Genomic DNA, 25,850 nt, shown 5'->3' with positions numbered 1-25,850 from the left:
GGGCCTGGGAGAAAGCATCGAGGAGTCCGGCGAATGCCCGCAGATGCGAAGGTCGAACCAAATCAGCGGACCTTGGGTCAAGACGACGACCCGACTTTAGTCCAATCGGAACCTGGACCAACGTCCAGTGAGCAGCCCTCCTGGGGGAGGCGCCTGCGCCAACGAATCCGCCAGTTCAAGCGCTCCACCCAGTTCGTCATTGCCGCCGCCCTGATCCTCGGCCTGACCATGAGCCTGGTGGGCAATCTGGTGAGCCAGCGCATCGAACGGGCCGCGGTGCAGTCGGCGGCGCAGGCCGGTGCGCTGTACATGGAAAACTTCCTCGAACCCTTCGTGCAGGAATTGGCGCGGACCCAGGACATCCCCCCGGAAAGCGCGGCGGCCATCGACCGGTTGATTATCAACAGCAGCCTCAATCGCCATGTGGCCTCGGTGAAGATCTGGCGCCCTGACGGCACCGTGATCTACAGCACCGACAAGTCGGTGGTGCACCGCAAATTTCCTACCGATGAGATCGACGAGGCGCTCAAGGGCGCCATCGTCACCAACCTGGAAGACCTGGGCCAGGAGGAGAACGCCTTCGAACGCGGTCTCAAGGTCCCTCTCTACGAGATCTACGCACCGCTAAGGGAAACCGGCTCGGGCAAGGTGGTGGCGGTTGGCGAATTCTATGAGCGGGCCGATCAGCTGGAGCAGGAAATCCACACCGTGCGCCTGCAGGTTTGGGCGGTCGTAGGATCGGCCACGCTGGCGATGCTGGGGCTGCTCTTCTTCGTGGTGCGCCGTGGCGAACGCATCATCGAACATCAGCAACTGGCGTTGAAACAGCGAATGGCCGAACAGGTAAGCCTGCATGCCCACAACGCCGAGTTACAGCGCCGCATCACGACCGCCAACCAGGAGTTCTCGCGCATCAGCGAGTTGACCCTGCGGCGCCTGGGTGCCGACCTGCACGATGGTCCGGCACAGTTGCTGACACTCATCCTGGTGCGCCTGGACGAACTCGCCCAGTTGCGCGAGCGCCTGCAACAGCAGGACGAATCCCTCGACAGCGATGCCCTGGAAACCCTGCGCAGCGCAGGCCAGGACGCCCTTCGGGAGATTCGCGACATTTCCCGCGGACTGGCGGTACCGGAGATCAACGAACTGAGTCTGGAACAAGTCCTGCGCCTGGTGGTGCAGCGCCACGAACAGCGTACCGATACCCAGGTGGAGCTGGACATCCAGCCGCTACCGGCCAACGCCACGATGTCGCTGAAGATCTGCCTCTACCGCTTTACACAGGAAGCCCTGAACAATGCCGTGATGCACGCCGGCGGCCAGGGCCAGAAGCTCTCGGCCCGGATGCGCGACGGGCAGTTGGAAGTGCAGGTGGCGGACACCGGCAACGGTTTCATCCCTGGCGACCAGGCCAGCAATGGCCAAGGCCGGCGCAGACTCGGGCTCGCCGGCATGCGTTATCGCGTGGAAGCGTTGGGGGGGCAATTCGACATCCAGTCCAAACCGGGCGAAGGCACCCTTGTCAGCGCTCGCTTCCGGATGGAGGAGGACGTGATCCGCTAACGTGCCTTGCCCTGGACATCGAGCGATTGCACGTTGTCTTCATCCCATTGGCGCCGCAGGGCTGTGACGGCCTCCACGCGATTGCGTGCGTGGAGCTTCTGCATCACGTTGGTCATGTAGTACTTCACGGTTTTCTCGCTCAGGTTGAGCCTGTCGGCCACTTCGCGATTGGTCAGGCCGTTGGCCACTTCGCGGATGATCTGTTCCTCGCGGTGGGTCAGCTCGATCCGGTGTCGCTCAACATCCTGTCGCCGCCGCATTCTTCCCAGCAGGCGGCTGGCGAATGCTGGCGTGATGAAACTGCCACCGCCGGCGACGGTGCGGATCGCCTGCACCAGCTCTGGCCCACTGACCCCCTTGAGCACGTAGCCCTGGGCACCGGCCTCCAGTGCGGCGTAGGCATCGTCCTCGCTTTCCGAAACGGTCAGCATCAGCACCCGCACCCCATTCGCTTCGGCAGTGATCCGGCGCACGGCAGCGAAGCAGTCGCCCGGCATGTTCACATCCATCAGCAGAACGTCAGGCTGGAGGCGCAGGGCAATGTCCAGAGCATCTTCCGAGCAGCCTCCCTGCTCCACGACCTGGAAGTCTCCGATGCGTTTGAGTGCGGAGGCCACGCCTTGCCTGAGCAGGGGATGGTCGTCGACGATGCCGATCCTGATCCTGGCTTCCACGATAAGGTTCTCCCCGACGTACACAGGCCGCACAAGACCGGCGGCAGCAAGCCGGCAACGGGCGGGTTCGGGGCAGCCCCGATTGCGGGGCGAACGTCCCCCGACACTCCTGAGTAGTAGCAGCGCTCCGGGACCGATGTTGCTGCGGACTGAAAAGCCCCCGCCGAAAGCACGGTTTTCCCGGTCAAACGGTAGCCCGCGCGACCGTCGGCCACCCCATCGAAGCACGCTGCGGCGCAGCTCGCCGGCACCGAGGCAGCAGGCCTCAGCAGAAAGGCGTTATCGCCTCTGGCGATAAACCTATGGCGGGTAATTCCTTTCCTTCATCAATGAGTCATGGTCAGCTGCGGCAGTTGGAAATTTGTGCGGAATTCGACGATCGCCAGTTCGCCAAAAGCCCGCCAACTGATAAAACAGGAGCCGTACCCTGGAAGGGTCCGTACCTCACCATAATTGCAGTTCACTTATGGCCGGCAGCACTCCAGAAACACCTTTCACGCTCTACCCGCCTCTGCTCGAGCAGCCGATTCAGCTCACTCGCGCGGAACTGCTCGCTTCCCTGGAAAACACCATGGCGTGCCATCGCGGCGGGCCGGTCTGGCTGTTCGCCTACGGCTCGCTGATCTGGCGACCGGAATGCCCCACGGTGGAATCCCGCCGCGCGCGCATCCATGGTTATCACCGTGGGCTCTACCTCTGGTCGCTGATCCATCGCGGCACTCCGGAAACGCCGGGACTGGTGCTTGGCCTGGACCGTGGTGGCTCCTGCGCGGGCTTCGCCTACCGCCTGCCGGAAGAACAGCTACAGGAACACCTGTTCGCCCTCTGGCAACGGGAAATGCCCGACGCCGCCTATCAGCCGAAATGGCTCAACTGCCAGCTGGAAGGCGGTGCCCAGGTGAAAGCCCTGGGCTTCGTGTTGCGCCGCGACTTCGCCTGCTATGCCGGAGCCCTGCCGGACCATGTGCTGCGCCAGGTGTTCGACGGTGCAAGCGGCCACTACGGCAGCACGCGGGACTACGTGGAGAAAACCGCGAGCACCCTGCGCGCCCACGCCATGCCCGACCGCAAGCTGGAAGAAGCCCTGGTGCGCTGCTGCAAGCAGGGTGCACTGAGCTTCAGCTGAGGTCGCATGTCTTTGTGCAGGAGCGGGCTTGCTCGCGAATAGCTGTGTTCAAGAGTTTCGCGAGCAAGCTCGCTCCTACCTGTCCTGTGCCAAATCCCGGTTTCCACCACTTTCCCGCAAGACGCATCAACGCCGAGCATCACTGGTGCGCTACTGCAAGCAGGGTGCGCTTCAGCTGAGGTCGCGTGTATTTGTGCAGGAGCGGGCTTGCTCGCGAATAGCTGTGTTCAAGCGCTTCGCGAGCAAGCTCGCTCCTACCTGTCCTGCGCCACAGCCCGATTTCCACCACTTTCCCGCAAGACGCATCAACGCCGAGCATCACTGGTGCGCTGCTGCAAGCAGGGTGCGCTGAGCTTCAGCTGAAGTCGCGTGCCTTTGTGTAGGAGCGAGCTTGCTCGCGAATAGCTGTGTTCAAGAGCTTCGCGAGCAAGCTCGCTCCTACCTGTCCTGCGCCACGTCAGGCAGCCAGCCCGATCTCCACCACATCCCCCACAAGACGCACCGGCCAGACCCGCAAGCGTTGCTGTGGGTACTCCAGGCAGGCGCCGTCTTCCAGGCGGTAGTGCTGCTTGTACAGGGGCGAGGCGATGACCAGGTCTCCGCCGAGGTGACCGACGATGCCGCGGCCGATGACGTTGGCGCCTGCATGGGGATCGTGGTTATCCACCGCGAACAGCTGCTGCCCCTGCTCTCCGTCAGGCAGGTAGAACAACGCCACCTGGGCGCCCTCAACCCAGGCCACCACACCCGAGTTTGGCACCAGGTCGCCGCGCGAGCAGAGGGCTCGCCACTGTGCGAATTCTTCGATGCGTTGCGCGCTCTGCTGGGCCATCAGACCACCTCCTCTGCTACAGGGATCAGGGTGAGCTCAGCCGCCCACGCCGGACGGATCTGCCCACGTTCTTTGACGAAATGGATATCCGGATCGCCGCTCGCGTCGTTGACGAAGGTGCGGAAGCGCTTGAGCTTCTCCGGATCCTGGATGGCGTTGGCCCACTCGCACTCATAGCGGTCCACCACCAGTTGCATCTGTGCTTCCAGCTCTGCGCCAAGACCCAAGCTGTCGTCGATGATCACCGCCTTGAGGTAGTCCAGGCCGCCTTCCAGGTTCTCGCGCCAGACCGAGGTGCGCTGCAGCTTGTCGGCGGTGCGGATGTAGAACATCAGGAAGCGGTCGATGTAGCGGATCAGGGTTTCGTCATCCAGGTCGGTGGCGAACAGCTCGGCGTGGCGCGGGCGCATCCCGCCGTTGCCGCAGACATAGAGGTTCCAGCCCTTCTCGGTGGCGATAACCCCCACGTCCTTGCTTTGCGCCTCGGCGCATTCGCGGGTGCAGCCGGAGACGGCGAACTTCAGTTTGTGCGGAGAGCGCAGGCCCTTGTAGCGGTGTTCGATATCCAGGGCCATCTTCACGCTGTCCTGCACGCCGTAGCGACACCAGGTGCTGCCGACGCAGGACTTCACGGTACGGGTCGATTTGCCGTAGGCGTGGCCGGTCTCGAATCCGGCAGCGATCAGTTCACCCCAGATCTCCGGCAGCTCGTGGAGCTGGGCACCGAACAGGTCGATGCGCTGGCCGCCGGTGATCTTGGTGTAGAGGTTGTACTTCTTCGCCACTTCACCGATGGCGATCAGGCCTTCCGGGGTGATCTCGCCACCGGGGATACGTGGCACCACCGAATAGGTGCCGTTCTTCTGCATGTTGGCCATGAAGGTGTCATTGGTGTCCTGCAGCGGTACCAGCCAGGGGTCCTGGATCGGCCGGTTCCAGCAGGAAGCGAGGATGGAACCGATGGCTGGCTTGCAGATCTCGCAGCCCACATGGCCGCGGCCGTGTTTGGCGAGCATTTCCTCGAAAGTCTCGATGCCTTCCACGCGCACCAGTGCATAGAGCTCCTGGCGGGTGTAGGCGAAGTGCTCGCAGAGGCTCTTGTCCACCGACACGCCACGGGCGGACAGCTCGTGCTCCACCACCTGCTTGAGCAATGCCGCGCAACCGCCGCAACCGGTGGCCGCCTTGGTGCACGACTTGACCCCGGCAACATCGGTGCAGCCGCTGTCGATGGCGGAGCAGATCGCCCCTTTGCTGACGTTGTGGCAGGAGCAGACGGTGGCAGTGGCCGGCAGCGCATCGGCGCCCAGGGCCGGGGCGCCCTCGCCCGCCGGCAGGATCAGGCTGGCCGGATCGGCCGGCAGCTTGATGCCGTTCTGCACGTACTGCAGGAGGGTGTCGTAGTAGCTGTTGTCGCCCACCAGCACAGCGCCGAGTACCTGCTTGCCGTCGGCGGAAACCACGAGGCGGCGATAGCTCGAGGTGGCTTCGTCGATGAAGCGGTAACTGCGCGCACCGGGCAGCGCACCATGGGCATCGCCAATGGAGCCCACGTCCACGCCGAGCAGCTTCAGTTTGGTGGACATGTCGGCGCCGATGAACGGATCGGCATCCTCACCGCAGAGCTGCGCAGCAACGCTGCGGGCCATCTGGTAGCCGGGGGCGACCAGGCCGAAGATGCTGCCGTTCCAGGCGGCGCACTCGCCAATGGCATAGATGTCCGCATCCGAGGTCAGGCACTGGCCATCGATGGCCACACCACCACGCTGGCCCAGCTCGAGGCCGCACTGGCGCGCGAGGGCGTCCTGCGGGCGAATACCGGCGGAGAAGACGATCAGGTCGGTTTCGAGGAAGTCCTCGCCGGCGAAGTTCATCCGGTAGCGGTAGTCATCACCGGCACTGATGGACTGGGTGGCTTTCGAGAGGTGCACACCAACGCCGAGCGCCTCGATGCGCGCCTTGAGGGCGGCACCGCCCAGGTCATCGAGCTGGACCGGCATCAGGCGCGGAGCGAACTCCACTACGTGGGCATCCAGACCAAGGGATTTCAGCGCGTTGGCCGCTTCCAGGCCCAGCAGGCCACCGCCCACCACCACGCCACGGCGCGCCTGTGCAGCGGCGGCGCGGATGGTGTCGAGATCGGCCAGGGTGCGATAGACCAGTCGCGAGTTGCCTTCGGCACCCTCGATGGGCGGCACGAAGGGATAGGAGCCGGTGGCCAGCACCAGCTTGTGGTACGGCACGCAACCGCTGGCGGTGATCACTTCGCTGCGCTCGCGGTCGATCTCCAGCACGGGTACGCCCAGGTGCAGGGTCACGCCCGGCGTCTGGTAGAGGCTGGCTTCGCTCAGGGCCAGGGACTCGGCATCGCGGCCCGTGAAGTATTCGGACAGGTGCACACGGTCATATGCGCGCAGCGGCTCTTCGCTGAAGACCTCGATGCGATAGCGGTCCAGCGCGCCGCGCTCGATCAGTTGCTCGACGCAATGATGGCCGACCATGCCGTTGCCGATGACGATCAGCGTTTGCACATCAGGAGTGGAAGCGACGTTGGAGTTCATAGGTAGCACCCGGCCCAAGCCAATCACGTTTTCTGGGGGCAAAAAAAAGCGCCTGGGACTTATCGTCCCAGGCGCCTTTGCCTGTTCATTCATGGGTGCCACCGGGCCACACTGCCTGGCGCACCTGTCAGCCCGGGGAAGTGATCGCCATTGATCTACCGGGCCGCCCTCCACACTGTTCGCGGTGGGCCTGGTCCTCCCTATGCAGTGGCTGTGCCAGATTGCAAAACTCCCGCCAGCCGAGGCTCCGACAGCATGCCGTAAATCAGCAGTGACGGGGCCTGCGGGGTTACCCGAAGTCCGGCCGGCTGAATTCAGGCCTCCCCTCCATGAAGGCCCGACCGAGAACCAAAACAGTGCGATAACGCACCTTGCGCCCCATCCTGAAGCCGGACATCCCCAAGCTGATTACCCTCGAAAAATGACCACAAGGTCCGTCCCACTATGCCTTGGAGGCCGTTGAACAGAACTTGGCATGTGCCTTGCGATAAGGCCGCCAGGGCAATCAATGCCGATTGCCCTACCCCACGACAAAGGCGCCGTGTCTCCCCCGTTCCGACGGAGGGTGGCATGGCGCTTTTTCGTTTGCGCTCCAGGTAACGGATATGGCGAACAAGACAGTACGAAGCGTGTGTCCCTATTGCGGCGTCGGCTGCGGCATCGTCATGGAAGTCGCTGACGACCGCGTGATCAAGGTGGCGGGGGACAAGGACCACCCGAGCAATTTCGGCCGCCTCTGCACCAAGGGCAACACCTGCGCCCAGCCGCTCACCGACTCCGGCCGCATGGAGCATGCCTACCTGCGACACGAGCGCTGCCGCGACCCGGTGCGCACCGGCATCGACCAGGCCATCGACGACACCGCCCGGCGCCTGCGCGCCCTGCTCGATACCCACGGCCCGGACGCCATCTCCTTTTATGTATCCGGGCAGATGTCGCTTGAGGCGCAGTACCTGGCCAACAAACTGGCCAAGGGTTTCATCCGCACCCGCCACATCGAGTCCAACTCGCGGCTGTGCATGGCCAGCGCCGGCAGCGGCTACAAGCTTTCCCTGGGCTCGGACGGCCCCCCCGGCTCCTACCAGGACTTCGACAAGGCCGACCTGTTCCTGGTAACCGGCGCCAACATGGCCGACTGCCACCCGATCCTGTTCCTGCGCATGATGGACAGGGTCAAGGCCGGTGCGAAGTTGATCGTGGTCGACCCGCGCCGTACCGCCACCGCCGACAAGGCCAGCCTTTACCTGCCGATCAAGCCCGGCACCGACCTCGCCCTGCTTAACGGCCTGCTGCACCTGCTGCATCGAAACGGCCATACCAATCCTGACTTCATCGCCACCCACACCAAGGGCTGGGAAGCCATGCCGGCCTTCCTCGAGGACTACTCGCCGGAGCGAGTGGCCGCTATCACCGGCTTGCCTGAGGCGGATGTCCACAAGGCCGCCCAGTGGATCGGCGATGCGCCGGAGTGGATGAGCTGCTGGACCATGGGCCTCAACCAGAGCACCCATGGCACCTGGAACACCAATGCCCTGTGCAACCTGCACCTGGCCACCGGCGCCATCTGCCGTCCAGGCAGCGGCCCCTTCTCTATCACCGGCCAGCCCAACGCCATGGGCGGACGTGAAATGGGCTACATGGGCCCCGGCCTGCCCGGCCAGCGCTCGCTGCTGGTGGATGACGATCGCGCGTTCATCGAAGACCTGTGGCGACTTCCGCGCGGACACCTGCGCCAGGACGGCGGTAACGGCACCGTCGCCATGTTCGAAGCCATGAGTACCGGGGACATCAAGGCCTGCTGGGTCATCTGCACCAACCCGGTGGCCACCGTGCCGAATCGCCGCCTGGCCATCGAGGGGCTGCAAGCCGCCGAGCTGGTGATCACCCAGGACGCTTTCCTCGACACCGAGACCAACCGCTATGCCGATATCCTCCTGCCCGGTGCCCTGTGGGCCGAGGCGGAAGGCGTGATGATCAACTCCGAGCGCAATCTCACGCTCACACGCAAGGCCGTGGACGCCCCGGGCGACAGCCTGCCGGACTGGCAGATCATCGCCCGCGTCGCCTGTGCGATGGGATTTGCCGATGCCTTCACCTACGCCAGTGCCGCCGAGGTGTTCGAAGAGATCAAACAGGCCTGGAACCCGAAGACCGGTTACGACATTCGCGGCGCCAGCTTCGACCTGCTGCGCCAGGGCCCGCTGCAATGGCCCTGCCCGCCCGGCAGCGAAGCCAACGCCCGCAATCCCATTCGCTACCGCAATGACGGTGTCAGCCAAGCGCTCAAGCTGAACGCCGACGGCAGCCGCCCGGCCATTGCCTTCGCCACCGAGCATGGCAAGGGTATGTTCTTCGCCCGCCCGCACATGGAACCGGCGGACCTGCCCGACGATACCTTCCCGCTGGTGCTCAACACCGGCCGTGTGCAGCACCAGTGGCACACCCTGACCAAGACCGGCAAGGTGACCACCCTGAACAAGCTCAACCCTGGCGCCTTCCTGGAAATTCACCCGAGCGATGCCAGCCGTCTCGGCATCGTCGACAAGGGCCAGGTGGAGGTGCGCTCGCGCCGTGGTCGCGCCGTGCTGCCGGCGGTAATCACCGACCGCGTGCAACCGGGCAACTGCTTCGCGCCCTTCCACTGGAACGACCGCTACGGCGAGGACCTGGCGATCAACGCGGTGACCAGCGACGCCATCGACCCCATTTCGCTGCAGCCGGAGTTCAAGTACAGCGCCGTCGCCCTCGCGCCGGTCGCTCCGACCAGCCCCCAGCTCATCCCTTTGGTGGAAGTCGAACCGGTCGCGGCCAGCGACGCTGCCGGTTTTTCGGAGGAACTCGCCGACATGCCGATCAACGCCTTCGCCCGTCTACTCAACCTCGAGGCCAGCGCCGACCTCTGCCTGGCGCCCACCGAGCAGCGCTATCTGCAGGGCTATCTGCTCGGCCTGCGCAGCGACGAGAGCCGCAAGCAAGGTGGCGTGCCCACACTGCCGGCCAGCGCGCCACTGGCGGCGGATACCCGCCTGCTGCTGGATGGCATCCTCGCCGGGCTGTTCTCCCGCAGCTGGGACGCACCCGCGGCCCAATCGGCGCCCGCCGCCATCGCAGAGAAACCCTTGCTGGTGCTCTGGTGTTCGCAAACCGGTAATGCCGAGAGCTTCGCCGCTGTCTGTGCGGAACGGCTCAAGGCTGACGGTCGCGCAGCGACGGTGCGCTCGATGGACGACATCCAGCTCGCCGAACTGGCCAGCGCCGGTACCGCCCTGGTGATCGCCAGCACCTTCGGCGATGGCGATCCGTCCGACAACGGTGCCTCGCTCTGGAGCGCACTGAACGCGGATAACGCGCCCTCGCTTGCCGGCCTGGACTTCGCCGTACTTGCCATGGGCGACTCCAACTACGACCAGTTCTGCGGCTTCGGCCGCAAGCTCGACGCGCGCCTCGAAGCACTCGGTGCCCGCCGCATGGCGCCGCGTGTGGACTGCGAACCGGAGTACGAGGAACCGGCCCTTGCCTGGCTGGCCAACGTCCTCGGGGCACTGGCCGGAGCCACGGTCGAGCAACCGGTTATGGAGACCGTAGGAGGCCCTGCCGAGGATGCGGACGCTCCCATCTACAGCCGCCAACGCCCGCTGGCCAGCCGCCTGCTGCGCAACCCGGTGCTGAACTCGCCGGGCTCCGGCAAGGAAACCCGTCAGATCGTCCTCGACCTCAAGGGCAGCGGCCTGCGCTATCAGGCGGGCGATGCGCTGGGCGTGTGGCCCAGCAACTGCCCGTCGCTGGTGACGGAAGTCCTGGCGTCCCTGGAGCTGGACGGCGGCCAGGAAGTGGAGGTGAAGGACCAGGGCCGCATGCTGCTGGCGCACGCCCTGGGTCGGCACTTCGAAATCGCCCGGCCCACGCCCGACCTGCTGCGCTTCATTGCCGAGCGCTCCGCCAGTGCGGAACTGCGACGCCTGCTGGAACCGGCGAACAAGTCGGAACTGGACCAGTGGCTCTGGGGCAGGCAACTGGCCGACCTGCTGCGCGCCTTCCCGATCCGCGCCAGCGCGGAGGAACTTCTGGGCTTTCTCAAGCGCCTGCAACCGCGCCTCTATTCCATCGCCTCCAGTCCACTGGCCACGCCGGACGAAGTTCACCTGACCGTGTCCACCGTGCGCTACCGGTGTGAAGAGCGTGACCGTGACGGGGTGTGCTCGGCCTTCCTTGCCGATCGCGCCGACCAGGCCGACGTACCGGTCTTCATCCAGAAATCCGCCCACTTCCGCGTGCCGTCAGACCCGCAACGGCCGATGATCATGGTCGGTCCCGGTACCGGCATCGCTCCCTTCCGCGCCTTCCTGCAGGAACGCGAAGCCTCCGGCGCCAAGGGCCGCAACTGGCTGTTCTTCGGCGAACAACGCGAATCGACCGACTTCTACTACCGCGATGAACTGCACGCCTGGCAGGCCAGCGGCCACCTGCATCGCCTGGACACCGCCTTCTCCCGTGACCAGGCGGAAAAGGTGTACGTGCAGCAGCGCATGCTGGAACAGGGAGCCGAACTCTGGCGCTGGCTGGAGGATGGTGCGCACTTCTATGTCTGTGGCGATGCCAGCCGCATGGCCAGGGACGTGGACGCCGCGCTGAAGGCGGTGGTGCGCGAACATGGCGGCATGGACGCCGCTCAGGCCGAGGCCTATGTCAGCGCCATGGCGCGGGACAAGCGCTATGTGCGGGATGTGTATTGAGGGCAGGTAGGTAGGTAGGTAGGAGCGAGCTTGCTCGCGAACAGTCCGAGCGCGATCTTTCGCGAGCAAGCTCGCTCCTACAGAAAAGCCGAGTTCATCCTGCTAATCGGCGCATGTCGAATCACCAGCGCGGATTACTCCTGACCACGCCCTGAGCGCGAAGCGATCGGGCTGAGGTGAGGGCAGTCTCGGGTCAGCTCGATGCCAGTTCCTTTCGCGATTGAAATCGCCCCCACAGAAAGGTCCAGCCAACACGGTCAGCCCCTCTTCTCTTCAGGAAGAGGGGTTGGGAGCGAGGGCCGCCAGCACTTCCTCGGTATTGAGGATCGCATGGGCATAGGTCGGCCCGTTCAGCTCATGGGCCGCGTGCATGGCTTCCGTTGAAAACGCCGCCGTCGCGTCCGTCACCAGGGTCACGTGGTAGCCCAGCTCCGCGGCAAAGCGTCCGGTGGATTCGATGCAGGTATTGGCCAGCATGCCCACCAGGATCACCTGCTGCACGCCGTGTTGCTTGAGCTGGAAGTCCAGGTCGGTATTGGCGAAACCGCTGCCCCCCCAGTGCTCATGCACTAGCACGTCACCGTCAAGGGGCTGGAAGTCCGGGTGCCATTCACCACCCCAGGTACCCGCAGCGAACACCTGGGCGCGGGCGGCGCCGAGTTGGTACGGGCTGGGATGCGTCCAGCCCTTGAGGTCGTCGGGGCGTGCCCGGTGATGGGGAACGTAGAACACCTGGATGCCCGCCTTGCGCGCCGCAGCCACGACCCGACGCAGGTTATCCAGGGTACCCACGGCATCGGCCACTGGTTTGGCCAGGCCGTTGAGTTTGCCGCCTTCGCTGAGGAAATCGTTGTATGGGTCCACCAGCAACAGGCCGGTGCTTTCACGTAGGTAGGTCATGACGCCGCCCTTCAGTGCAGTCGATAACCTGTGCCAGTGTAGAGCGCCCTGGCTGAATCGCTCCGCGACTGCCGAAGGCGGTTCAGCCCACGACCCTGCAACCCCTCATTGATTGAAGCGGGAGTCATCGCGCTGGAAGTGCAGCAGCGAACCTTTATAGGCTTCGCCGTTGTTCATCACGCGATTCATGCAGGTGATCTGCGACGCGTATTCGAGTTCGGCCATTTCCCGGCAGAACTTCGAGCGGTTCGGGCGATTGGGATCGACGATGTAGACATCCACCAGATCCGCCGAATGTCGGTCGATGAAGTCGGCGAGCAACGCCGGCTGTTCACGCTCGTAAATGACATCGCTGCCGATGATCATGTCGAACAGCCCCAGGTCATCATTGACGTCGGACCATTTGGCGACCTGGTAATTGATCGGCCCGAGATCGTTCAGGCGCAGGTTTTCCGCCAGAAAGTCGGGGATCAACGGGTGGTAGTCACTGGCCGTAACGTTGCCGCCCCGCCGGTGTACGACAAGGCTGGCCAAGGCCAGGCCGGCGCCCACTTCAAGGATGCGCTTACCCTGCAACTCCATCGTCAGCATGGTGTGCGCCAGGACCTGTCCGGACGGCCAGACCTGACCGAACAATGGCCAACTTTCGGGGGATATTCCGAGGTTTTCCGCCTCGAGTTCCGGATCGTGATACTGCTGATGGTCGAGCAATGAGCGGATATGAAAGTCCATATCCCCTACTGATATATCCTGAAATCTGACTTGATAGCCCGGCATGCAGAACTCTCCAATACAGTGAGTGATGCCGCCAGAAGCGCAGAACCAAATAGTTTTCTTGCAACTATCAATGATTCATGGAGGCGATGAATGACAAAAGAACGCCCGCCAGCGATATAAGCCAGCAGAGCCATTTGAAATATTCGGGAGATATAAATAAAAAAGCCCCGCGATAGCGGGGCTCTTTGAACGGAAAAGTATCAGACTACCTGAACTTTGTCCGCTTGCAGGCCTTTCTGGCCACGTACGACTTCGAAAGTCACTTGCTGGCCTTCGCTGAGGCTCTTGAAGCCGGAGCTTTCGATCGAACGGTAGTGAACGAACAGATCAGCGCCTTCTGCCGGGGTGATGAAGCCGAAGCCTTTTTCATCGTTGAACCACTTGACGGTGCCGGATTGACGATTGGACATTTCATATCTCCAGGATAAAAAGAAACTACCCTGATAATTAATCAGGAATTACTGAAGTGCTAAAGCTGTAACGAATCGAGGAGATGAAATAACTTCAATCAGAACATCGAGCCAAGTATCGCAGAGACAATTGCAGTGCAGTGGGCAGGACTATACGCGGTTCAGCCAGGAAGTACAGGTTTATTTTCCGTCGAATAATTCGACCGGCTGAATACGCTTGGCATTCATACGCTTAGGCGGCAAACACAGAAATGCCCGCAGGCGCGATTCTTCGAATCGCCGGTTCCCCGCCCTCGCCCAGCCATCACAGCGACTGCATCAGCTCCAGGATCTGCGCATGCAGGCGCGAATCGCCGCAGGCGATGACGTCGCCACCGTCCTGCGCGTCGCCACCATCCCAGCGGGAAACCACTCCACCGGCGCCCTGGATGATCGGCATCAGCGCCTGAATGTCATAAGGCTTGAGTCCAGGATCGAGGACCACGTCCACCAGCCCCAGAGCCAGCATGCAATAGGCGTAGCAGTCACCGCTGTAGCGCACCAGGCGTACCTCGCTCGAAAGCTTTTCGAACACATCGCGGTACGGCGACTGCTGGAAATGCTCGGGGCTGGTGACCATCAGCGTCGCATCGGCCAGCTTGCCGCAGGCGCGGGTCTGGATGGGCCGGCCGTTGAGCGATGCACTGCTGCCGTCACCGACAAAGCGCTCGCGGGTGAAGGGCTGATCCATCATGCCCAGCGCTGGGCGGGTGCCGTCGTTGAGGGCGATCAACGTGCCCCAGAGCGGAATGCCACTGATGAACGAGCGAGTGCCATCCACCGGGTCCAGCACCCAGGTCCAGGGCTCTTCGCCCGCAATGTTCTCTTCTTCCTCGCCCAAGACACCGTGACCGGGATAGCGCTCGCCGATCAGCGCACGCATGGCCCGCTCTGCGCCCTTGTCGGCCAGGGTCACGGGGTCGAAACGCTCAGCCTCCTTGTTCTCCACCTCCAGCGGGAGGCGGAAGTACGTCAGGGTGACCCGGGCCGCGGCGTCAGCCAGTTCTTCGGCGAATTCCAGGTACTCGGAGGGAAGGGTTTGATCGTTCATGGGGACTCCGTTTCGGGCCATTCAGCAGCATTCAGCATAGGTCAGGCGGTTTGCGCGCCGGGGGTTGCGGCGAAGCGCCGGTCCAGCCGCTCGCGCTGAAAGTGTTCGACGAGAAAATCGATAAAGGCGCGGGTCTTGGCCGGCAGCAGGCTGCGGCTGGGGTAATAGAGGGAAATGGTACCGGCATCGGCATACCAGTTGGGCAGCAGACGCACCAGTTCACCTCGCTCGAGCCAAGGCAACGCGTCGGGTACCGACAGCATGGCTACGCCGAGCCCCAACAGGGCCACTTCGCGCATGGCGGTGGGGTCGTTGAGCATGATGGTCTCGGCCAATGGCGCGGCGGTTTCGTTGCCGGCGGCATCGCGCAGGGACCAATGTCGCGCCCGCCCGGAACGCGCGGAGCGCAAGACAATGCCGTCGAACTCGAGCAACCCTGCCGGTGCGCTGGGCAGCACGCGGCCCGCAAGATAGGCCGGCGCCGCCACCGGGATGATGTGGGCTGGAGCAAGCGGACGTGCCACTACGCCCTGGGCCAGTTCGAAACCGCCGCCGATGGCCAGGTCGTAGCCTTCGGCGATCAGGTCCACCGGGCGGTTTTCCAGATGCCATTCCGGGCGTACCTGTGGGTAACGCGCCCGAAAGGCCGGCAGCAACGGCAGGATGTGGGTCATTCCGAAGCTCGGCGCCATGCTCAGTTTGAGCACCCCGGCCGGCTCGCCCTGGTCATTGCCAACAGCGGCGATGGCCGCCTGGAGGGCTTCCAGGTTGCCGCCGATGGCATCAAGAAAGCGTTCTCCGGCTTCGGTCAGGGTGAGTTTGCGAGTGGAGCGCTGGAACAGGCGCACGCTGAGATTGCGCTCCAGCATGGCAACGTTGCGGCTGACGGCGGCGGGTGTCAGGGCCAGGCGGCGCGCCGCGGCCGAGAAGCTGCCGGTCTCGGCACTGCGGACGAATGATTCCAGGTTGGCGAGGGTTTCCATGGGCCGAACTTATATCAATACTTGAAAATCATTCAAGCCATTACCCACTAATCATCGCTGAATCCGGAAGGGATAGTAGGTCCTGAGCCAACCCACCACCCCCGGAGACAACCCGCATGACCACTACCCTTCCCCTCACTGGCAAGATTGCCCTGGTAACTGGCGGCTCCCGCTCCATTGGCGCCGCTATCGCCAAGCGCCTGGCCGCCGACGGCGCCGCCGTCGCCATCACCTATAGCGCCTCGCCCGACAAGGCAGCTGAAGTGGTGCGCACTATCCAGACCAGCGGCGGCCGCGCTGTCGCCATCCAGGCCGATGCCGGCAACCCCGCCGCCGTGCGCGCCGCCATTACCGAAACAGTGGAATCCCTTGGCGGACTAGACATCCTGGTGAACAACGCCGGACTAGGCCTGGGTGGCGCCATCGACGAGATCGCCTTCGAAACCTACGAGCGTATGCTGGCCGTCAACGTCACCGGCGTATTCGTCGCCACCCAGGAAGCCATGCGCCATATGCCGGCCGGTGGTCGCATCGTGCATATCGGCTCGTCCATGACCCACTACGCAGCCTTCCCGACCGCCTCCCTCTACACCCTGACCAAGGGCGCCATCGCCGGTTTCAATCGCAGCCTGGTGCGCGACCTCGGTCCACGGGGCATTACGGTGAACACCGTGCATCCCGGTCCCACCGACACCGACATGAACCCCGACGGGGGCCCGGTCAGCCAGATCGTCGGACCCGGTATCGCCATCGGCCGCTATGGCAAGCCGGAAGAAATCGCCAATGTGGTGGCCTTCCTCGCCAGCCCGGAAGCGTCGTTCGTCACCGGTGCCGACATCATCGCCGATGGCGGTTTCACGGCCTGAACCCTGGAGAACGCGACAATGAAAAGCATCGGAATCATTGGTGCCGGCGCAATCGGCTCAGCCTTCGCCAGGGCCCTCGCCCGCCAGGGCGTGGAAGCGGTGATCGCCAACAGCCGAGGGCCGCAATCCCTTGCAGAACTGGTCGGCGAACTCGGCCCGGGCATCAGGGCAGGTACGCGCGAACACGCAGCGGCGCAGGACATCGTGCTGGTGGCGGTGAACTGGTCGAAGTTGCCGACGGCCCTGGCTGGCCTGCCGGACTTCGCCGGACGCATCGTGATCGACGCCAACAACCCCATCGAAGCACCACTGTTCAAGCCGGTGGATCTGCATGGCCGACTGTCCAGCGAGGTTTTCACCGACCTGGTGCCTGGCGCTCGGGTGGTGAAGGCCTTCAATCACCTGCAACCCCACTTGCTGTCGGGCAATCCGGCCAGTGAAGGCGGTCGTCGCGTGCTGTTCCATTCTGGTGATGAAGCTGGTGCCAGGGCCGAAGTCGGCGCCTTGATCGAGCGCCTGGGATTCTGCGCCATCGACCTCGGCCAATTGGCCATCGGTGGCCGTTTGGTGCAATTCCCCGGTGGCCCGCTGCCGGCGCTCAACCTGGTGCGCTTCGGCTGAGGATCACGGGTTGCCGGGCCCCTGCTGGGGCCCGGCAACATGGCAGCCGCACCCGCGGCAGGGTTACCGACCCTGCTGTGCGAGGTACTCGTCAGTGGAAACCACCTTGGCGTAGCCAAAACCCAGGGCCGCCATGAACGCGGCGTGCACCTGCTCTGCCGGCACCACCTTGCCGTTGAATTCCAGATCCCTGGAGGCACAGGCATCGTGGATCACGGTGGCTGTGTAGCCGTAGTCGACTGCGGCGCGGGTGATGCCATCGACGCACATATGGCTCATGTTGCCGACGATGGTGACCTTCTCCACGCCATTGCGATCGAGCACCGCCTTGAGGTCGGTATCGCGGAAGGAATTGATGAAGTTCTTCAGCACCACGTGCTCGTCAGGCGTGTTGATGACTTTCTGATGGATCTGCGCGCCCTCGGAGCCAGGACGGAAGAATGGCGCATCCTGAGTCGGGAACTCATGGCGGATATGCACCACCAGGTCGCCGGCGCCGCGAGCACCGTCGATGACCCGCGCAGCATTGTCGGCCGCAGCATCGACGCCATGCAGCGTCCACAGGCCGCCGGGGAAATAATCGTTCTGGATGTCGACTACGATAACGGCTTGTTTGCTCATGATGTTCACCTCAGGTTGTGGGGGTGGAAACGTGGGGCCAAAGATGAACTTCGGGACGCGGGTTGGGGATCGGCGCGACCGACAAATTCGCAGGAAAAACTGACAATGAAGACCATGCTGGAGATCGGCCTCCTGCTCTATCCGGGCGCCCAGCTCGCGGCGGCCCATGGCCTCTCCGACCTGTTCACCGTGGCCAACCGCATGGCCACCGAGCACACCGACGCTGATCTGCCGTTGCTGCGGGTCAAGCACTGGACGGTCGTCGAGAATGGCGAAATCCGCTGCACCCATGACAGTCATCCGGACGCCGAGAGCGTGCCCACCGTGGTGATCCTTCCGCCCTGCCTGGGCGCCCTGCCTCCCACTGAAACCCTGCAACCTTTCGCCGACTGGCTCAAAGGTCAGCACGCCAACGGCGTCACCCTGAGTTCGGTGTGCGCCGGAGCCTTCGTGCTGGCCCAGACCGGACTGCTGGCTGGCCGCGTCCTGACCACTCACTGGAGCCTGGCCAAGGACCTCGTGCAGCAATTTCCCGAAGTGAAAGTGGATGCCGACAAGCTGGTGGTGGATGACGGCGACATCATCACCGCCGGGGGCGTGATGGCCTGGACGGACCTGGGTCTGGCCCTGGTCGATCGCCTCCTGGGGCCGACCATCGCCGCGGAAGCAGCGCGCTTCCTGGTGCTCGACCTGACCCGTCACTCCCAGCAGTACTTTCGCCGTTTCACTCCGCGCCTCACCCACGGCGACGAGGCGGTGCTCAAGGTGCAGCGCTGGCTTCAACGCCACGACGCGCGCCAGGTCAGCCTGCCTGCCATGGCCGCCGAGGCCGGGCTGGGCGAGCGCACCTTCCTGCGCCGCTTCCAGCAGGCAACCGGACTACGACCAACCGAGTACTGCCAGCAACTTCGCGCGGCCAAAGCCCGCGAGCTGCTGGAACTGACCAACCGCTCCGTGGACCAGATCGCCTGGGAAGTCGGCTACCAGGACCCGGCGGCGTTCCGCAAGGTGTTCAACAAGATGGTCGGGCTATCGCCCACGGATTATCGACGCCGGTTCGGACGCAGGAGCCAGGGGGAAACCTGAAGGTCATCCTGTCGAATAGATCCCGGTAGGGGCGAATTCATTCGCCAAACGGGCCGACGGTCCGGCCGCAAACTACTCGGGGGCGCTGCGCGCCCCTTGGCGAATGAAATCGCCCCTACAAGCACCCAACCGCTTCAATCGCTGCAGTAGTCCCCTTCACAAGTTGGCGGCCCCCCCTCCCCGTCCCGTACTTCCACATCTCGATAAACGCCCAGCTCCGGGTCGAAGGTGCGAATCAGCACCTGCGGCTTTTCAGTGCTCACGCGGGGGAGCTGGGCATCGCGAAACCGGTGGTATTCGGGGACCACGACGAAGGGTTGCGGCGGCAGGTCGGCGAAGGGCCTGGGGGGTGGCGATACATAGGGTTGCAGCGGGGGGCTGGGGTAGTAGGTCGTGCCCAGATAAGGTCCCAGCCCGTAGTACGAATCGCCATAGCCGGCCCCCCAGACACAGGGCGCGACCACTACCAGCAACAGGATTCCGCGGCATCCCATGACGATGCCCTCCACGGTGAATCCCCCAAGGTTTTCAGTTATAGCACCGGCCTCGCGGCCCGCTGTCCAATGCCTTGTCGACGCTGATCGGAGAGGTGCTCCGCCATGTCCCGGCCCCGCCTGCTGCTCGTCACCCTCGCCGGCATCCTCGCCTATCTGGGCCTGGCCATCCTGGGCCTGGGCGGGTTCGCGGTCTTCTTCGGGCACCCGCCGCTGGTGGCCCTGACCCTGGTGCTGTTCATGCTGGCGGGCCTGGCGCCCTTCTCCGAGGGCAATCTCAGTAGCGGCGAGCGGGAAGACCGGCACAACCGCTGGGTGCTCCCGGTGTTCGGCATCATCGGCCTGCTCAGCGCCTTCCTGCCGGCCTACACCGATCGGCTCGATGTCTGGACCTTCGGCGGCGACGGCGTCCGCTGGCTGGGCGTCTTGCTGTTCGCCGCCGGTGGCGTACTGCGGATATGGCCGGTGTTCGTGCTGGGTAACCGCTTCAGTGGACTGGTGGCGATCCAGCCTGGCCACCGCCTGGTGACCGACGGCATCTACGGGCTGATCCGCCACCCCAGCTACCTGGGCCTGATGATCGCGTCGCTCGGCTGGGCCCTCGCCTTCCGTTCCGGCGTCGGCCTGATGCTGGTGGCCTTGACGCTACCACCGCTGCTGGCGCGCATCCACGCGGAAGAAGCCTTGCTGCGTACCGAATTCGGCGAGGAGTACGAAGCCTATTGCGCGCGCACTTCGCGATTGATTCCCGGGGTCTACTAGACCGTTCGGCCCAGCAACTCGAACCGTGGGAACTCGCATCCTGTCAAAACACATGCAACCCACTGGCGCCCCGGTCCCCATCGGCGGATACCCAGGCGTTGAGTTTCAGGAGATCTGCAAATGATCACTCACTACAAGATCGGCAAGAACCTTGCCTGTGGACGACATGGCAGCAACCTGCTCGCCAGCACCGAACTGGCGCGGGTGAAATGCCGCAACTGCAAGAACACCGAGGTCTTCAAGGAGGCGCGCCGGGATGCGCGAAACGCCGCCCGACGCGCAGCTCGCCGGGCCAAGGTTGCCCGTGCGGCTAACGACTGGCGCTATTTCTGGGAAGAGAAACTGACCAGGATGCCGGGAAAGCAGCGCCTGCCACGGGGCTTCGGCGACCAGTCTTACGTCTGACTCCAGTGGGGCCAGATTCGGTCCACGCAGGATGCAGCCGAACTCAACCATCCAGCTTGAAACGCGCCCGGTAATCGCTGGGTGTTACCCCCAGACGGCGCTGGAAAGCGCGCCGGAAGCCATCGACGTTGGCGTAGCCCACCTCATCGGCGAGCCGTTTCAGGGGAGCGTCGGACTCTTCGGCCAGGCGCCGTGCGGCGTCAATGCGCGCCAGTTCGACGAACTCGGCCGGTGTGGACCCCGCCTCCTGCTTGAACACCCGGGCGAAATTGCGCTCGCTCATGCCGGCCCGAGCGGCCAGGGCCGGCACTCCAAGGTCGCCCTTCAGATTGGCCAGCACATGGTCCTGGATGTCCCTGATCACCGAGCGCTCGGCGGTCTGCGCCGCCAGGTGGGCACTGAACTGCGACTGGCCACCGGGCCGCTTGAAGAACATCACCATTTCCCGCGCAACGCGCAGCGCCAACTCGCGGCCGTGGTCTTCCTCCACCATGGCCAGGGCCAGGTCCATCCCCGCCGTGACACCGGCGGAGGTATAGAGGTTGCCGTCCTTGACGAAGATGCTGTCGGACTCGACCTGGGTTTCTGGATTCTCTTCCGACAGGCGTGCGCTGCTGTTCCAGTGAGTGGTCACCCGACGCCCGCGCAGCATGCCGGCGGCGGCTAGGACGAAAGCACCACTGCATACCGACCCGATCCGCCTGACCGAGCCCGCCTGCTGGCGCAGCCACTGATGCAGCGCCGGATTGCCGGCGATGTCATCGACCCGGGGGCCGCCCGCCACCAACAGAGTGTCGAGCTTGCCCTTGTGGGTTTCCACGGTGGAATCCACCGCCAGGCGCAAGCCATTGCTTGCCCGGAGCAGACCGGCTTCGGTACCTATTACCTCGACTCGATAGGCACGAGGATTACCCAGTTGTTTCGCCGCCTCGGCGAAGACGTCGGCAGGGCCGACGATGTCCAGTAATTGCACGCGGGGAAAGGCCAGCAGGGCTATTCGCATGGGTGTGTCCGTCACTGTCGAGAGGCTGGCTGAATTCGTCGCAACAAGTCTATTCCAGTCAAATCCATCATGGCAGAAGCTATCTCCAACGACAAATCCAGCCAACGGAGACCGCCATGACTACCACCTTCATTCCCCCGCTTGAGCAAGCCCAGGTCAAGCCGCTCGGCAGCGCCTCGATCAAGAACCTGCCGGTCAACCTGTTTGGCTCCGTCATGGGCCTGGCCGGCCTGGGACTCGGCTGGCGCCTGGCCCACCAGTACTTCGGCGTGAGCCCGCTGATCGGTGAAGCCATCGGCCTGTTCGCCGCGCTGGTTTTCGTTGCCCTTGGTGTCGGTTACCTGGCCAAGCTGCTGCGTCACCGCCAGGCAGTGATCAACGAATTCACCCATCCGATTGCCGGCAACTTCTTCGGTACCATCGTCATTGCGATCCTGCTGCTGTCGGTAGTCGCCGGCCCTTATAGCGAAGTGCTGGCCCAGGGCCTGTGGACCGTAGGCAGCGTGCTCACCCTGTTACTCGGTGGCCTGGTGCTGTCGCGCCTGTTCAATGGCAAGCAGGAATTGCAGCACGCTGTGCCGGCGTGGCTGATCCCCGGTGTCGCCACCCTCGATGTGGCGGTCACCGGCGGCCATATGCCCATGGCCTGGGCAGCCGAACTGAACCTCTTCGCAATGGCGATTGGTGCGGCCTTGGCGCTGATCTTCTTCACCAGCATCTTCCCGCGTCTGGTCCATCAGGAAGCGCTGGCCAAGCCCATGATCCCGTCGCTGATGATCCTGGTGGCACCTTTCGAAGTCGGCTTCCTGGCCTACACCAATCTGTTCGGGATCGACCGCTTCGCCGCCCTGCTCTTCTACTTCGGCCTGTTCCTGGCGATTGTCGTGGGCTTCAAGGTATTCCGCCGCGACGTGCACTTCGCCCCGTCCTGGTGGGCCATCAGCTTCCCCCTGGCGGCACTGGCCAGTGCGGCACTCAAGTACGCCCATGAGCAAGGCAGCCTGCCGCTGCAGCTGATCGCCTGGGCCAGCCTGCTGTTCCTCAGCGCTGCACTGGCCGTGCTGACCTTCAAGACCCTGAGCAACCTGGTACGCGGCAAGCTGCTTGCCGGCTGAGAGACTCCTCCCCCACTTCGCGAGCCCTCCGGGGCTCGTTTTTTCTTCGAGTAGAGAGCCCCCGATGACCCCGACAAGCTCCTGGCTGATGCTGCTCGCCGCTGGCGTGCTGGAAGTCGCCTTTGCCCTGGGCCTGAAAAGTGCCAACGGCCTGCAACGGCCATGGATCCTGGCAGGAACCCTGCTGGTACTCAGCGGCAGCCTGGGTCTGCTGACCCTGGCGTTGCGCCATTTGCCGGTAGGCACCGCCTACGCCGTATGGACTGGAATCGGCGCAGTGGGAACCGCCCTGGCGGGCGTGATCTGGATGGGGGATTCCGCCTCCGCCGGCCGATTGGCCTGCATGGGGCTGATAGTGGGAGGGGTGATGGGGTTGCGCTGGTTGCCCTGAGGGACCGTCGCCGGGGAAAGCCCCCGGCGCGGCCGGTACGAGCTAGAGACGCCGGCGTTCGGCACTGATCTCCGCCAGGTCGGTGCGACGCAGATAGACCAACAGCACGTCGCACAGATTGAGGCGATCGTTGATGTTCTGTTCCAACAGGATCTGCAGACACTCGCGGCTCAAGGTCATGACCTGGTCGGTCTTCAATGTCCAGACGAACTCACAGGCCGGAACGATGCTGTCGTCAGGCACGTCCATGCCGAACGAATCCTCGCTGAATCGGACGATGTATTTACCCAGCTTGCGGTTGAAGCCGACAAAGCCCTTGAGGGCATCGGCGGCATTGCAGATATCGGCGGAGGTGATGCTCATGCTGTACTTCCCTGGTTGGATCGGCGGGTTGGGCACGCATGAAAGGCAGGAATATCCCCACTCTGCGCGGTGGGGTAGGCGGGCCATTCTGCCAGCCGCGAGCGACTTGGGGGATAGCGCCACGGGAGGCGCTTTGTCGCACCCGTGGCACGTCTTCGAGCCGTCAGCGCTCAGCCGCGACCAGCAGCATCATCGGCCGTTCGCGCTCTTCAGCGAGCAAGGGCATGACGGCGATGTCCTCGTCGGTGGGGCCCCATTCCTCTACATGGGCAATGCGAAAACCGGTGCCAATCAGAAGGTTGAGCAAGGTACCGAGGGTGCGATGCTGTTTGATCACGCCCTTGGCGAGCCAGTCAGTGACCCGTGGGCCTTCCATCTGGTAGCCATCGATCGGCCAGGTCTTGCGCCCTTTGCCATCGAGCACCCAGCCCGGGTTGGCGGGCGCCATGTAGATGGGATGCTCGATGGAAAACACCAGGCGGGAATCGGGTACCAGGGCGCGATAGACCTCTGCGAACATCCCGGCAAGGTTTTCCACATAGTGGAAAGCCAGCGAGCTGTAGGCAAGGTCGAAGCTGCCTTCAGGCAGGACCAGGTGTTCCAGGTCGGCCCGTTGGTAGAGAATCGCGGGATCGTCAGTGCTGTTCCTGGCCCGCTCCAGCATCTTCTCCGACACGTCCAGCCCCAGCACCTTAGAAGCGTCGTTCTCCCGTGCCCAGCGGCAGAACCAGCCGTAGCCGCAGCCGAGGTCCACCACGCGGCGACCTCGCATTTCCGGCAGCATGGCGCGCAGAGCCGGCCACTCCGGGGCGCCCGCAAGTCCGAATTGAGAGCGGCCAAGCTGGCCATAACCTTCGAAGAAGTCAGGGTTGTCGTAGATGTTCTGGGTCATTTTCCCTGGCTCCCTGCGAAAAACCTCAGATTCTGGTGGCTCAGCGACCCGGCGACAAGAACGTCGGCGGGCCGACTCCGTCTCAGTGCGCCGGCTGCACGATGGCGTTGCCGGGCAGTGCCGGCAGTCGCGCCAGGTGCAGGGCCACCGCCACGGCAATTACCAGCAGACCGCCGATGAACAGGCCGACGCCCTGCCAGCCATAGTGATGCCAGAACAAACCACCGAGGGTGCCGGCGAGGCTGGAGCCAAGGTAGTAGCTGAACAGGTAGAGAGAGGACGCCTGGCCCTTCGCGCGCAGGGCGCGTCGGCCGATCCAGCTGCTGGCCACCGAGTGGGCACCAAAGAAGCCGAAGGTGAACACCGACATGCCGGCCAGGATCATCCCCAGCGGGCTGAACAGGGTCAGCACCAGGCCGCCCAGCATCAGCAGGATCGAGACCCAAAGCACCTTCCGCCGGCCCAGCTTGTCCGCCAGGGAACCAACCCAGGCCGAGCTGTAGATGCCGGTGAGGTAGACCACCGAGAGCACGCCCACCAGCGACTGGCTCATGTGGTAGGGCGAAGCCAGCAGGCGGTAGCCGATGTAGTTGAACAGCGTGACGAAGGCGCCCATCAGCAGGAAACCGGTGAGGAACAGCCAGGGCAGGCCGGCATCACGGAAATGCATGCGGTAACCCTCCACCAGAGTGGACGGCTTGAGCGGCTGCGGACGGAAGTGCTTCGACTCCGGCAGCACGCGCCAGAACACCAGCCCGGCGACCAGCGCCAAGCCACCCAGCACGGCAATTGCCACGTGCCAGGACACGAAGTCCACCAGCACCCCGCTGATCAGGCGGCCACTCATCCCACCGATGGCGTTACCGCCGATGTACAGGCCCATGGAGAGGCCGAGATGACTGGGATGGATTTCCTCACTGAGATAAGTCATGGCCACTGCGGCCAGACCGCTCAGCGCCAGGCCCACCAAGGCGCGCATCAGCAGTACGCCCTCCCAGGTCGGCATGGCCGCGCTGGCCAGGGTGAACAGCGCCGCGGCGAGCAGCGACACCACCATCACCGGTTTGCGGCCGATGGCGTCGGACAGCGGACCGGTCACCAACAGGCCGAGGGCGAGCATCGCGGTGGATACCGAAAGGGCCAGGCTGCTCTGGGCCGCGGTGATGGAATAGGTCTTGGACAGCACCGGCATCATTGGCTGGATGCAGTACAGCAGCGCGAAGGTGGCGAAGCCGCCGGAGAACAGCGCCAGGGACGTACGCATGAACTGCGGCGTGCCCTTGCGGATGTAGGTGGATATCTCCGGGTCGTTGGCGGCGGCGTCCGGCAGTTCGTTGGCTGCATCACGGGCCGCCTCGCTAAACGCGGGCTCGTCTTCGGTCTTGAGTACTGCTTGGGAATTGCTCACGGGGCACCTTCGAAATTCTGCGGCGAGCAGGCACAACGAGGCCGTACCGCCTGGATCAGGGGCTGGGGATATTCGTTGTTGGGGTTATGGGCCGAAGGATATCGAGCGGTTTATATTATCTCCAATATATTGTTCGACACATTTGATACGTTTTAAATATCGAAGGATTTCCCC

24 protein-coding genes are annotated in these 25,850 nt (G+C 63.9%); 10 read left to right on the top strand and 14 right to left on the bottom strand.

All coding sequences use genetic code 11. From position 1 onward, the window contains the following. Nucleotides 1–33: 33 nt before the first annotated feature. Nucleotides 34–1,563 (top strand): sensor histidine kinase, encoded by a 1,530-nt coding sequence (locus D6Z43_RS01025; RefSeq protein ID WP_120649866.1) that lies wholly within the window; start codon nucleotides 34–36, stop codon nucleotides 1,561–1,563. Here the strand turns inward: D6Z43_RS01025 and D6Z43_RS01020 are convergent. Further along, nucleotides 1,560–2,237, bottom strand: a complete 678-nt coding sequence (locus tag D6Z43_RS01020) for a response regulator transcription factor (RefSeq protein WP_120649865.1) — start codon at nucleotides 2,235–2,237, stop codon at nucleotides 1,560–1,562. The two genes, D6Z43_RS01025 and D6Z43_RS01020, sit on opposite strands and share 4 nt — an antisense overlap. Nucleotides 2,238–2,703: 466 nt before the next feature. Between D6Z43_RS01020 and D6Z43_RS01015 the strand changes: the two genes are divergently transcribed. After that, entirely contained in the window at nucleotides 2,704–3,363 is a 660-nt protein-coding gene (locus D6Z43_RS01015) for a gamma-glutamylcyclotransferase (protein ID WP_120649864.1), read from the top strand. Nucleotides 3,364–3,820: 457 nt separating this feature from the next. Here the strand turns inward: D6Z43_RS01015 and nirD are convergent, their stop codons facing one another. Then, entirely contained in the window at nucleotides 3,821–4,195 is a 375-nt protein-coding gene (nirD, locus tag D6Z43_RS01010) for a nitrite reductase small subunit NirD (RefSeq protein ID WP_120649863.1), read from the bottom strand. Next, on the bottom strand, nucleotides 4,195–6,756 hold the full coding sequence (gene nirB / locus D6Z43_RS01005) for a nitrite reductase large subunit NirB (RefSeq protein ID WP_120649862.1): 2,562 nt from the start codon (nucleotides 6,754–6,756) through the stop codon (nucleotides 4,195–4,197). Before nirB ends, nirD begins: the two co-directional genes overlap by 1 nt. A gap of 605 nt (nucleotides 6,757–7,361) precedes the next feature. Between nirB and D6Z43_RS01000 the strand changes: the two genes are divergently transcribed. Then, nucleotides 7,362–11,489 carry a sulfite reductase subunit alpha gene (locus D6Z43_RS01000; RefSeq protein WP_120649861.1) on the top strand — a complete coding sequence of 1,376 codons (4,128 nt, stop codon included), beginning with the start codon at nucleotides 7,362–7,364 and terminating at the stop codon, nucleotides 11,487–11,489. Between the two features lie 273 nt (nucleotides 11,490–11,762). Here D6Z43_RS01000 and D6Z43_RS00995 read toward each other — a convergent pair whose 3' ends face one another. The 5 genes from D6Z43_RS00995 to D6Z43_RS00975 form a co-directional block, all read right to left on the bottom strand. Continuing rightward, entirely contained in the window at nucleotides 11,763–12,389 is a 627-nt protein-coding gene (locus D6Z43_RS00995; protein ID WP_120649860.1) for an isochorismatase family cysteine hydrolase, read from the bottom strand. A gap of 105 nt (nucleotides 12,390–12,494) precedes the next feature. Beyond that, nucleotides 12,495–13,166, bottom strand: a complete 672-nt coding sequence (locus D6Z43_RS00990; protein ID WP_256660931.1) for a methyltransferase — start codon at nucleotides 13,164–13,166, stop codon at nucleotides 12,495–12,497. Nucleotides 13,167–13,366: 200 nt separating this feature from the next. Continuing rightward, nucleotides 13,367–13,576: a cold-shock protein gene (locus D6Z43_RS00985; protein WP_077525815.1), complete on the bottom strand. Its 210-nt coding sequence runs from the start codon at nucleotides 13,574–13,576 to the stop codon at nucleotides 13,367–13,369. Nucleotides 13,577–13,880: 304 nt separating this feature from the next. Next, complete coding sequence (gene hisN, locus D6Z43_RS00980; RefSeq protein ID WP_120649858.1) at nucleotides 13,881–14,666, bottom strand: histidinol-phosphatase; 786 nt, start codon at nucleotides 14,664–14,666, stop codon at nucleotides 13,881–13,883. A 41-nt stretch (nucleotides 14,667–14,707) separates the two neighbouring features. Further along, nucleotides 14,708–15,649: a LysR family transcriptional regulator gene (locus D6Z43_RS00975; protein ID WP_120649857.1), complete on the bottom strand. Its 942-nt coding sequence runs from the start codon at nucleotides 15,647–15,649 to the stop codon at nucleotides 14,708–14,710. 116 nt (nucleotides 15,650–15,765) lie between these two features. Between D6Z43_RS00975 and D6Z43_RS00970 the strand changes: the two genes are divergently transcribed. Together D6Z43_RS00970 and D6Z43_RS00965 are read left to right on the top strand one after the other, a co-directional pair. Further along, nucleotides 15,766–16,515 carry an SDR family NAD(P)-dependent oxidoreductase gene (locus D6Z43_RS00970; RefSeq protein WP_120649856.1) on the top strand — a complete coding sequence of 250 codons (750 nt, stop codon included), beginning with the start codon at nucleotides 15,766–15,768 and terminating at the stop codon, nucleotides 16,513–16,515. Between the two features lie 18 nt (nucleotides 16,516–16,533). Further along, complete coding sequence (locus D6Z43_RS00965) at nucleotides 16,534–17,136, top strand: NADPH-dependent F420 reductase (protein WP_120649855.1); 603 nt, start codon at nucleotides 16,534–16,536, stop codon at nucleotides 17,134–17,136. 63 nt (nucleotides 17,137–17,199) lie between these two features. On the opposite strand, the gene D6Z43_RS00960 is transcribed toward D6Z43_RS00965, so the two are convergent. Continuing rightward, nucleotides 17,200–17,757, bottom strand: a complete 558-nt coding sequence (locus D6Z43_RS00960; RefSeq protein ID WP_120649854.1) for a cysteine hydrolase family protein — start codon at nucleotides 17,755–17,757, stop codon at nucleotides 17,200–17,202. Between the two features lie 105 nt (nucleotides 17,758–17,862). Between D6Z43_RS00960 and D6Z43_RS00955 the strand changes: the two genes are divergently transcribed. Continuing rightward, nucleotides 17,863–18,843: a GlxA family transcriptional regulator gene (locus D6Z43_RS00955; protein WP_120649853.1), complete on the top strand. Its 981-nt coding sequence runs from the start codon at nucleotides 17,863–17,865 to the stop codon at nucleotides 18,841–18,843. A 134-nt stretch (nucleotides 18,844–18,977) separates the two neighbouring features. Here D6Z43_RS00955 and D6Z43_RS00950 read toward each other — a convergent pair whose 3' ends face one another. Continuing rightward, nucleotides 18,978–19,337: a hypothetical protein gene (locus D6Z43_RS00950; protein WP_120649852.1), complete on the bottom strand. Its 360-nt coding sequence runs from the start codon at nucleotides 19,335–19,337 to the stop codon at nucleotides 18,978–18,980. A gap of 105 nt (nucleotides 19,338–19,442) precedes the next feature. On the opposite strand from D6Z43_RS00950, the gene D6Z43_RS00945 reads away from it, so the two are divergent. Then, nucleotides 19,443–20,099, top strand: coding sequence for an isoprenylcysteine carboxylmethyltransferase family protein (locus D6Z43_RS00945; RefSeq protein WP_120649851.1), 657 nt, complete (start codon nucleotides 19,443–19,445; stop codon nucleotides 20,097–20,099). Nucleotides 20,100–20,219: 120 nt separating this feature from the next. Further along, nucleotides 20,220–20,504 (top strand): hypothetical protein, encoded by a 285-nt coding sequence (locus tag D6Z43_RS00940; RefSeq protein ID WP_120649850.1) that lies wholly within the window; start codon nucleotides 20,220–20,222, stop codon nucleotides 20,502–20,504. A gap of 43 nt (nucleotides 20,505–20,547) precedes the next feature. Here D6Z43_RS00940 and D6Z43_RS00935 read toward each other — a convergent pair whose 3' ends face one another. Next, nucleotides 20,548–21,507 carry a GlxA family transcriptional regulator gene (locus D6Z43_RS00935; RefSeq protein ID WP_120649849.1) on the bottom strand — a complete coding sequence of 320 codons (960 nt, stop codon included), beginning with the start codon at nucleotides 21,505–21,507 and terminating at the stop codon, nucleotides 20,548–20,550. Nucleotides 21,508–21,623: 116 nt separating this feature from the next. Here D6Z43_RS00935 and D6Z43_RS00930 point away from each other — a divergent pair, with 116 nt between their 5' ends. Together D6Z43_RS00930 and D6Z43_RS00925 are read left to right on the top strand one after the other, a co-directional pair. Next, nucleotides 21,624–22,622 carry an SLAC1 anion channel family protein gene (locus tag D6Z43_RS00930; RefSeq protein WP_120649848.1) on the top strand — a complete coding sequence of 333 codons (999 nt, stop codon included), beginning with the start codon at nucleotides 21,624–21,626 and terminating at the stop codon, nucleotides 22,620–22,622. A gap of 64 nt (nucleotides 22,623–22,686) precedes the next feature. After that, nucleotides 22,687–23,013, top strand: a complete 327-nt coding sequence (locus D6Z43_RS00925; RefSeq protein WP_120649847.1) for a multidrug efflux SMR transporter — start codon at nucleotides 22,687–22,689, stop codon at nucleotides 23,011–23,013. A gap of 42 nt (nucleotides 23,014–23,055) precedes the next feature. Here the strand turns inward: D6Z43_RS00925 and D6Z43_RS00920 are convergent, their stop codons facing one another. The 3 genes from D6Z43_RS00920 to D6Z43_RS00910 all read right to left on the bottom strand — a co-directional run bounded on the left by D6Z43_RS00920 (nucleotide 23,056) and on the right by D6Z43_RS00910 (nucleotide 25,676). Then, nucleotides 23,056–23,376: a DUF2025 family protein gene (locus D6Z43_RS00920; RefSeq protein WP_120649846.1), complete on the bottom strand. Its 321-nt coding sequence runs from the start codon at nucleotides 23,374–23,376 to the stop codon at nucleotides 23,056–23,058. A gap of 163 nt (nucleotides 23,377–23,539) precedes the next feature. Continuing rightward, complete coding sequence (locus tag D6Z43_RS00915; RefSeq protein ID WP_120649845.1) at nucleotides 23,540–24,268, bottom strand: class I SAM-dependent methyltransferase; 729 nt, start codon at nucleotides 24,266–24,268, stop codon at nucleotides 23,540–23,542. A gap of 82 nt (nucleotides 24,269–24,350) precedes the next feature. Next, nucleotides 24,351–25,676 carry an MFS transporter gene (locus D6Z43_RS00910; RefSeq protein WP_120649844.1) on the bottom strand — a complete coding sequence of 442 codons (1,326 nt, stop codon included), beginning with the start codon at nucleotides 25,674–25,676 and terminating at the stop codon, nucleotides 24,351–24,353. Nucleotides 25,677–25,850 lie beyond the last annotated feature (174 nt).

Source organism: Pseudomonas sp. DY-1, assembly GCF_003626975.1.
Taxonomy (GTDB): Bacteria; Pseudomonadota; Gammaproteobacteria; order Pseudomonadales; family Pseudomonadaceae; genus Metapseudomonas.
Note: the sequence above shows the minus strand (reverse complement) of the source record. Positions and strands in the feature narration are given on the sequence as shown.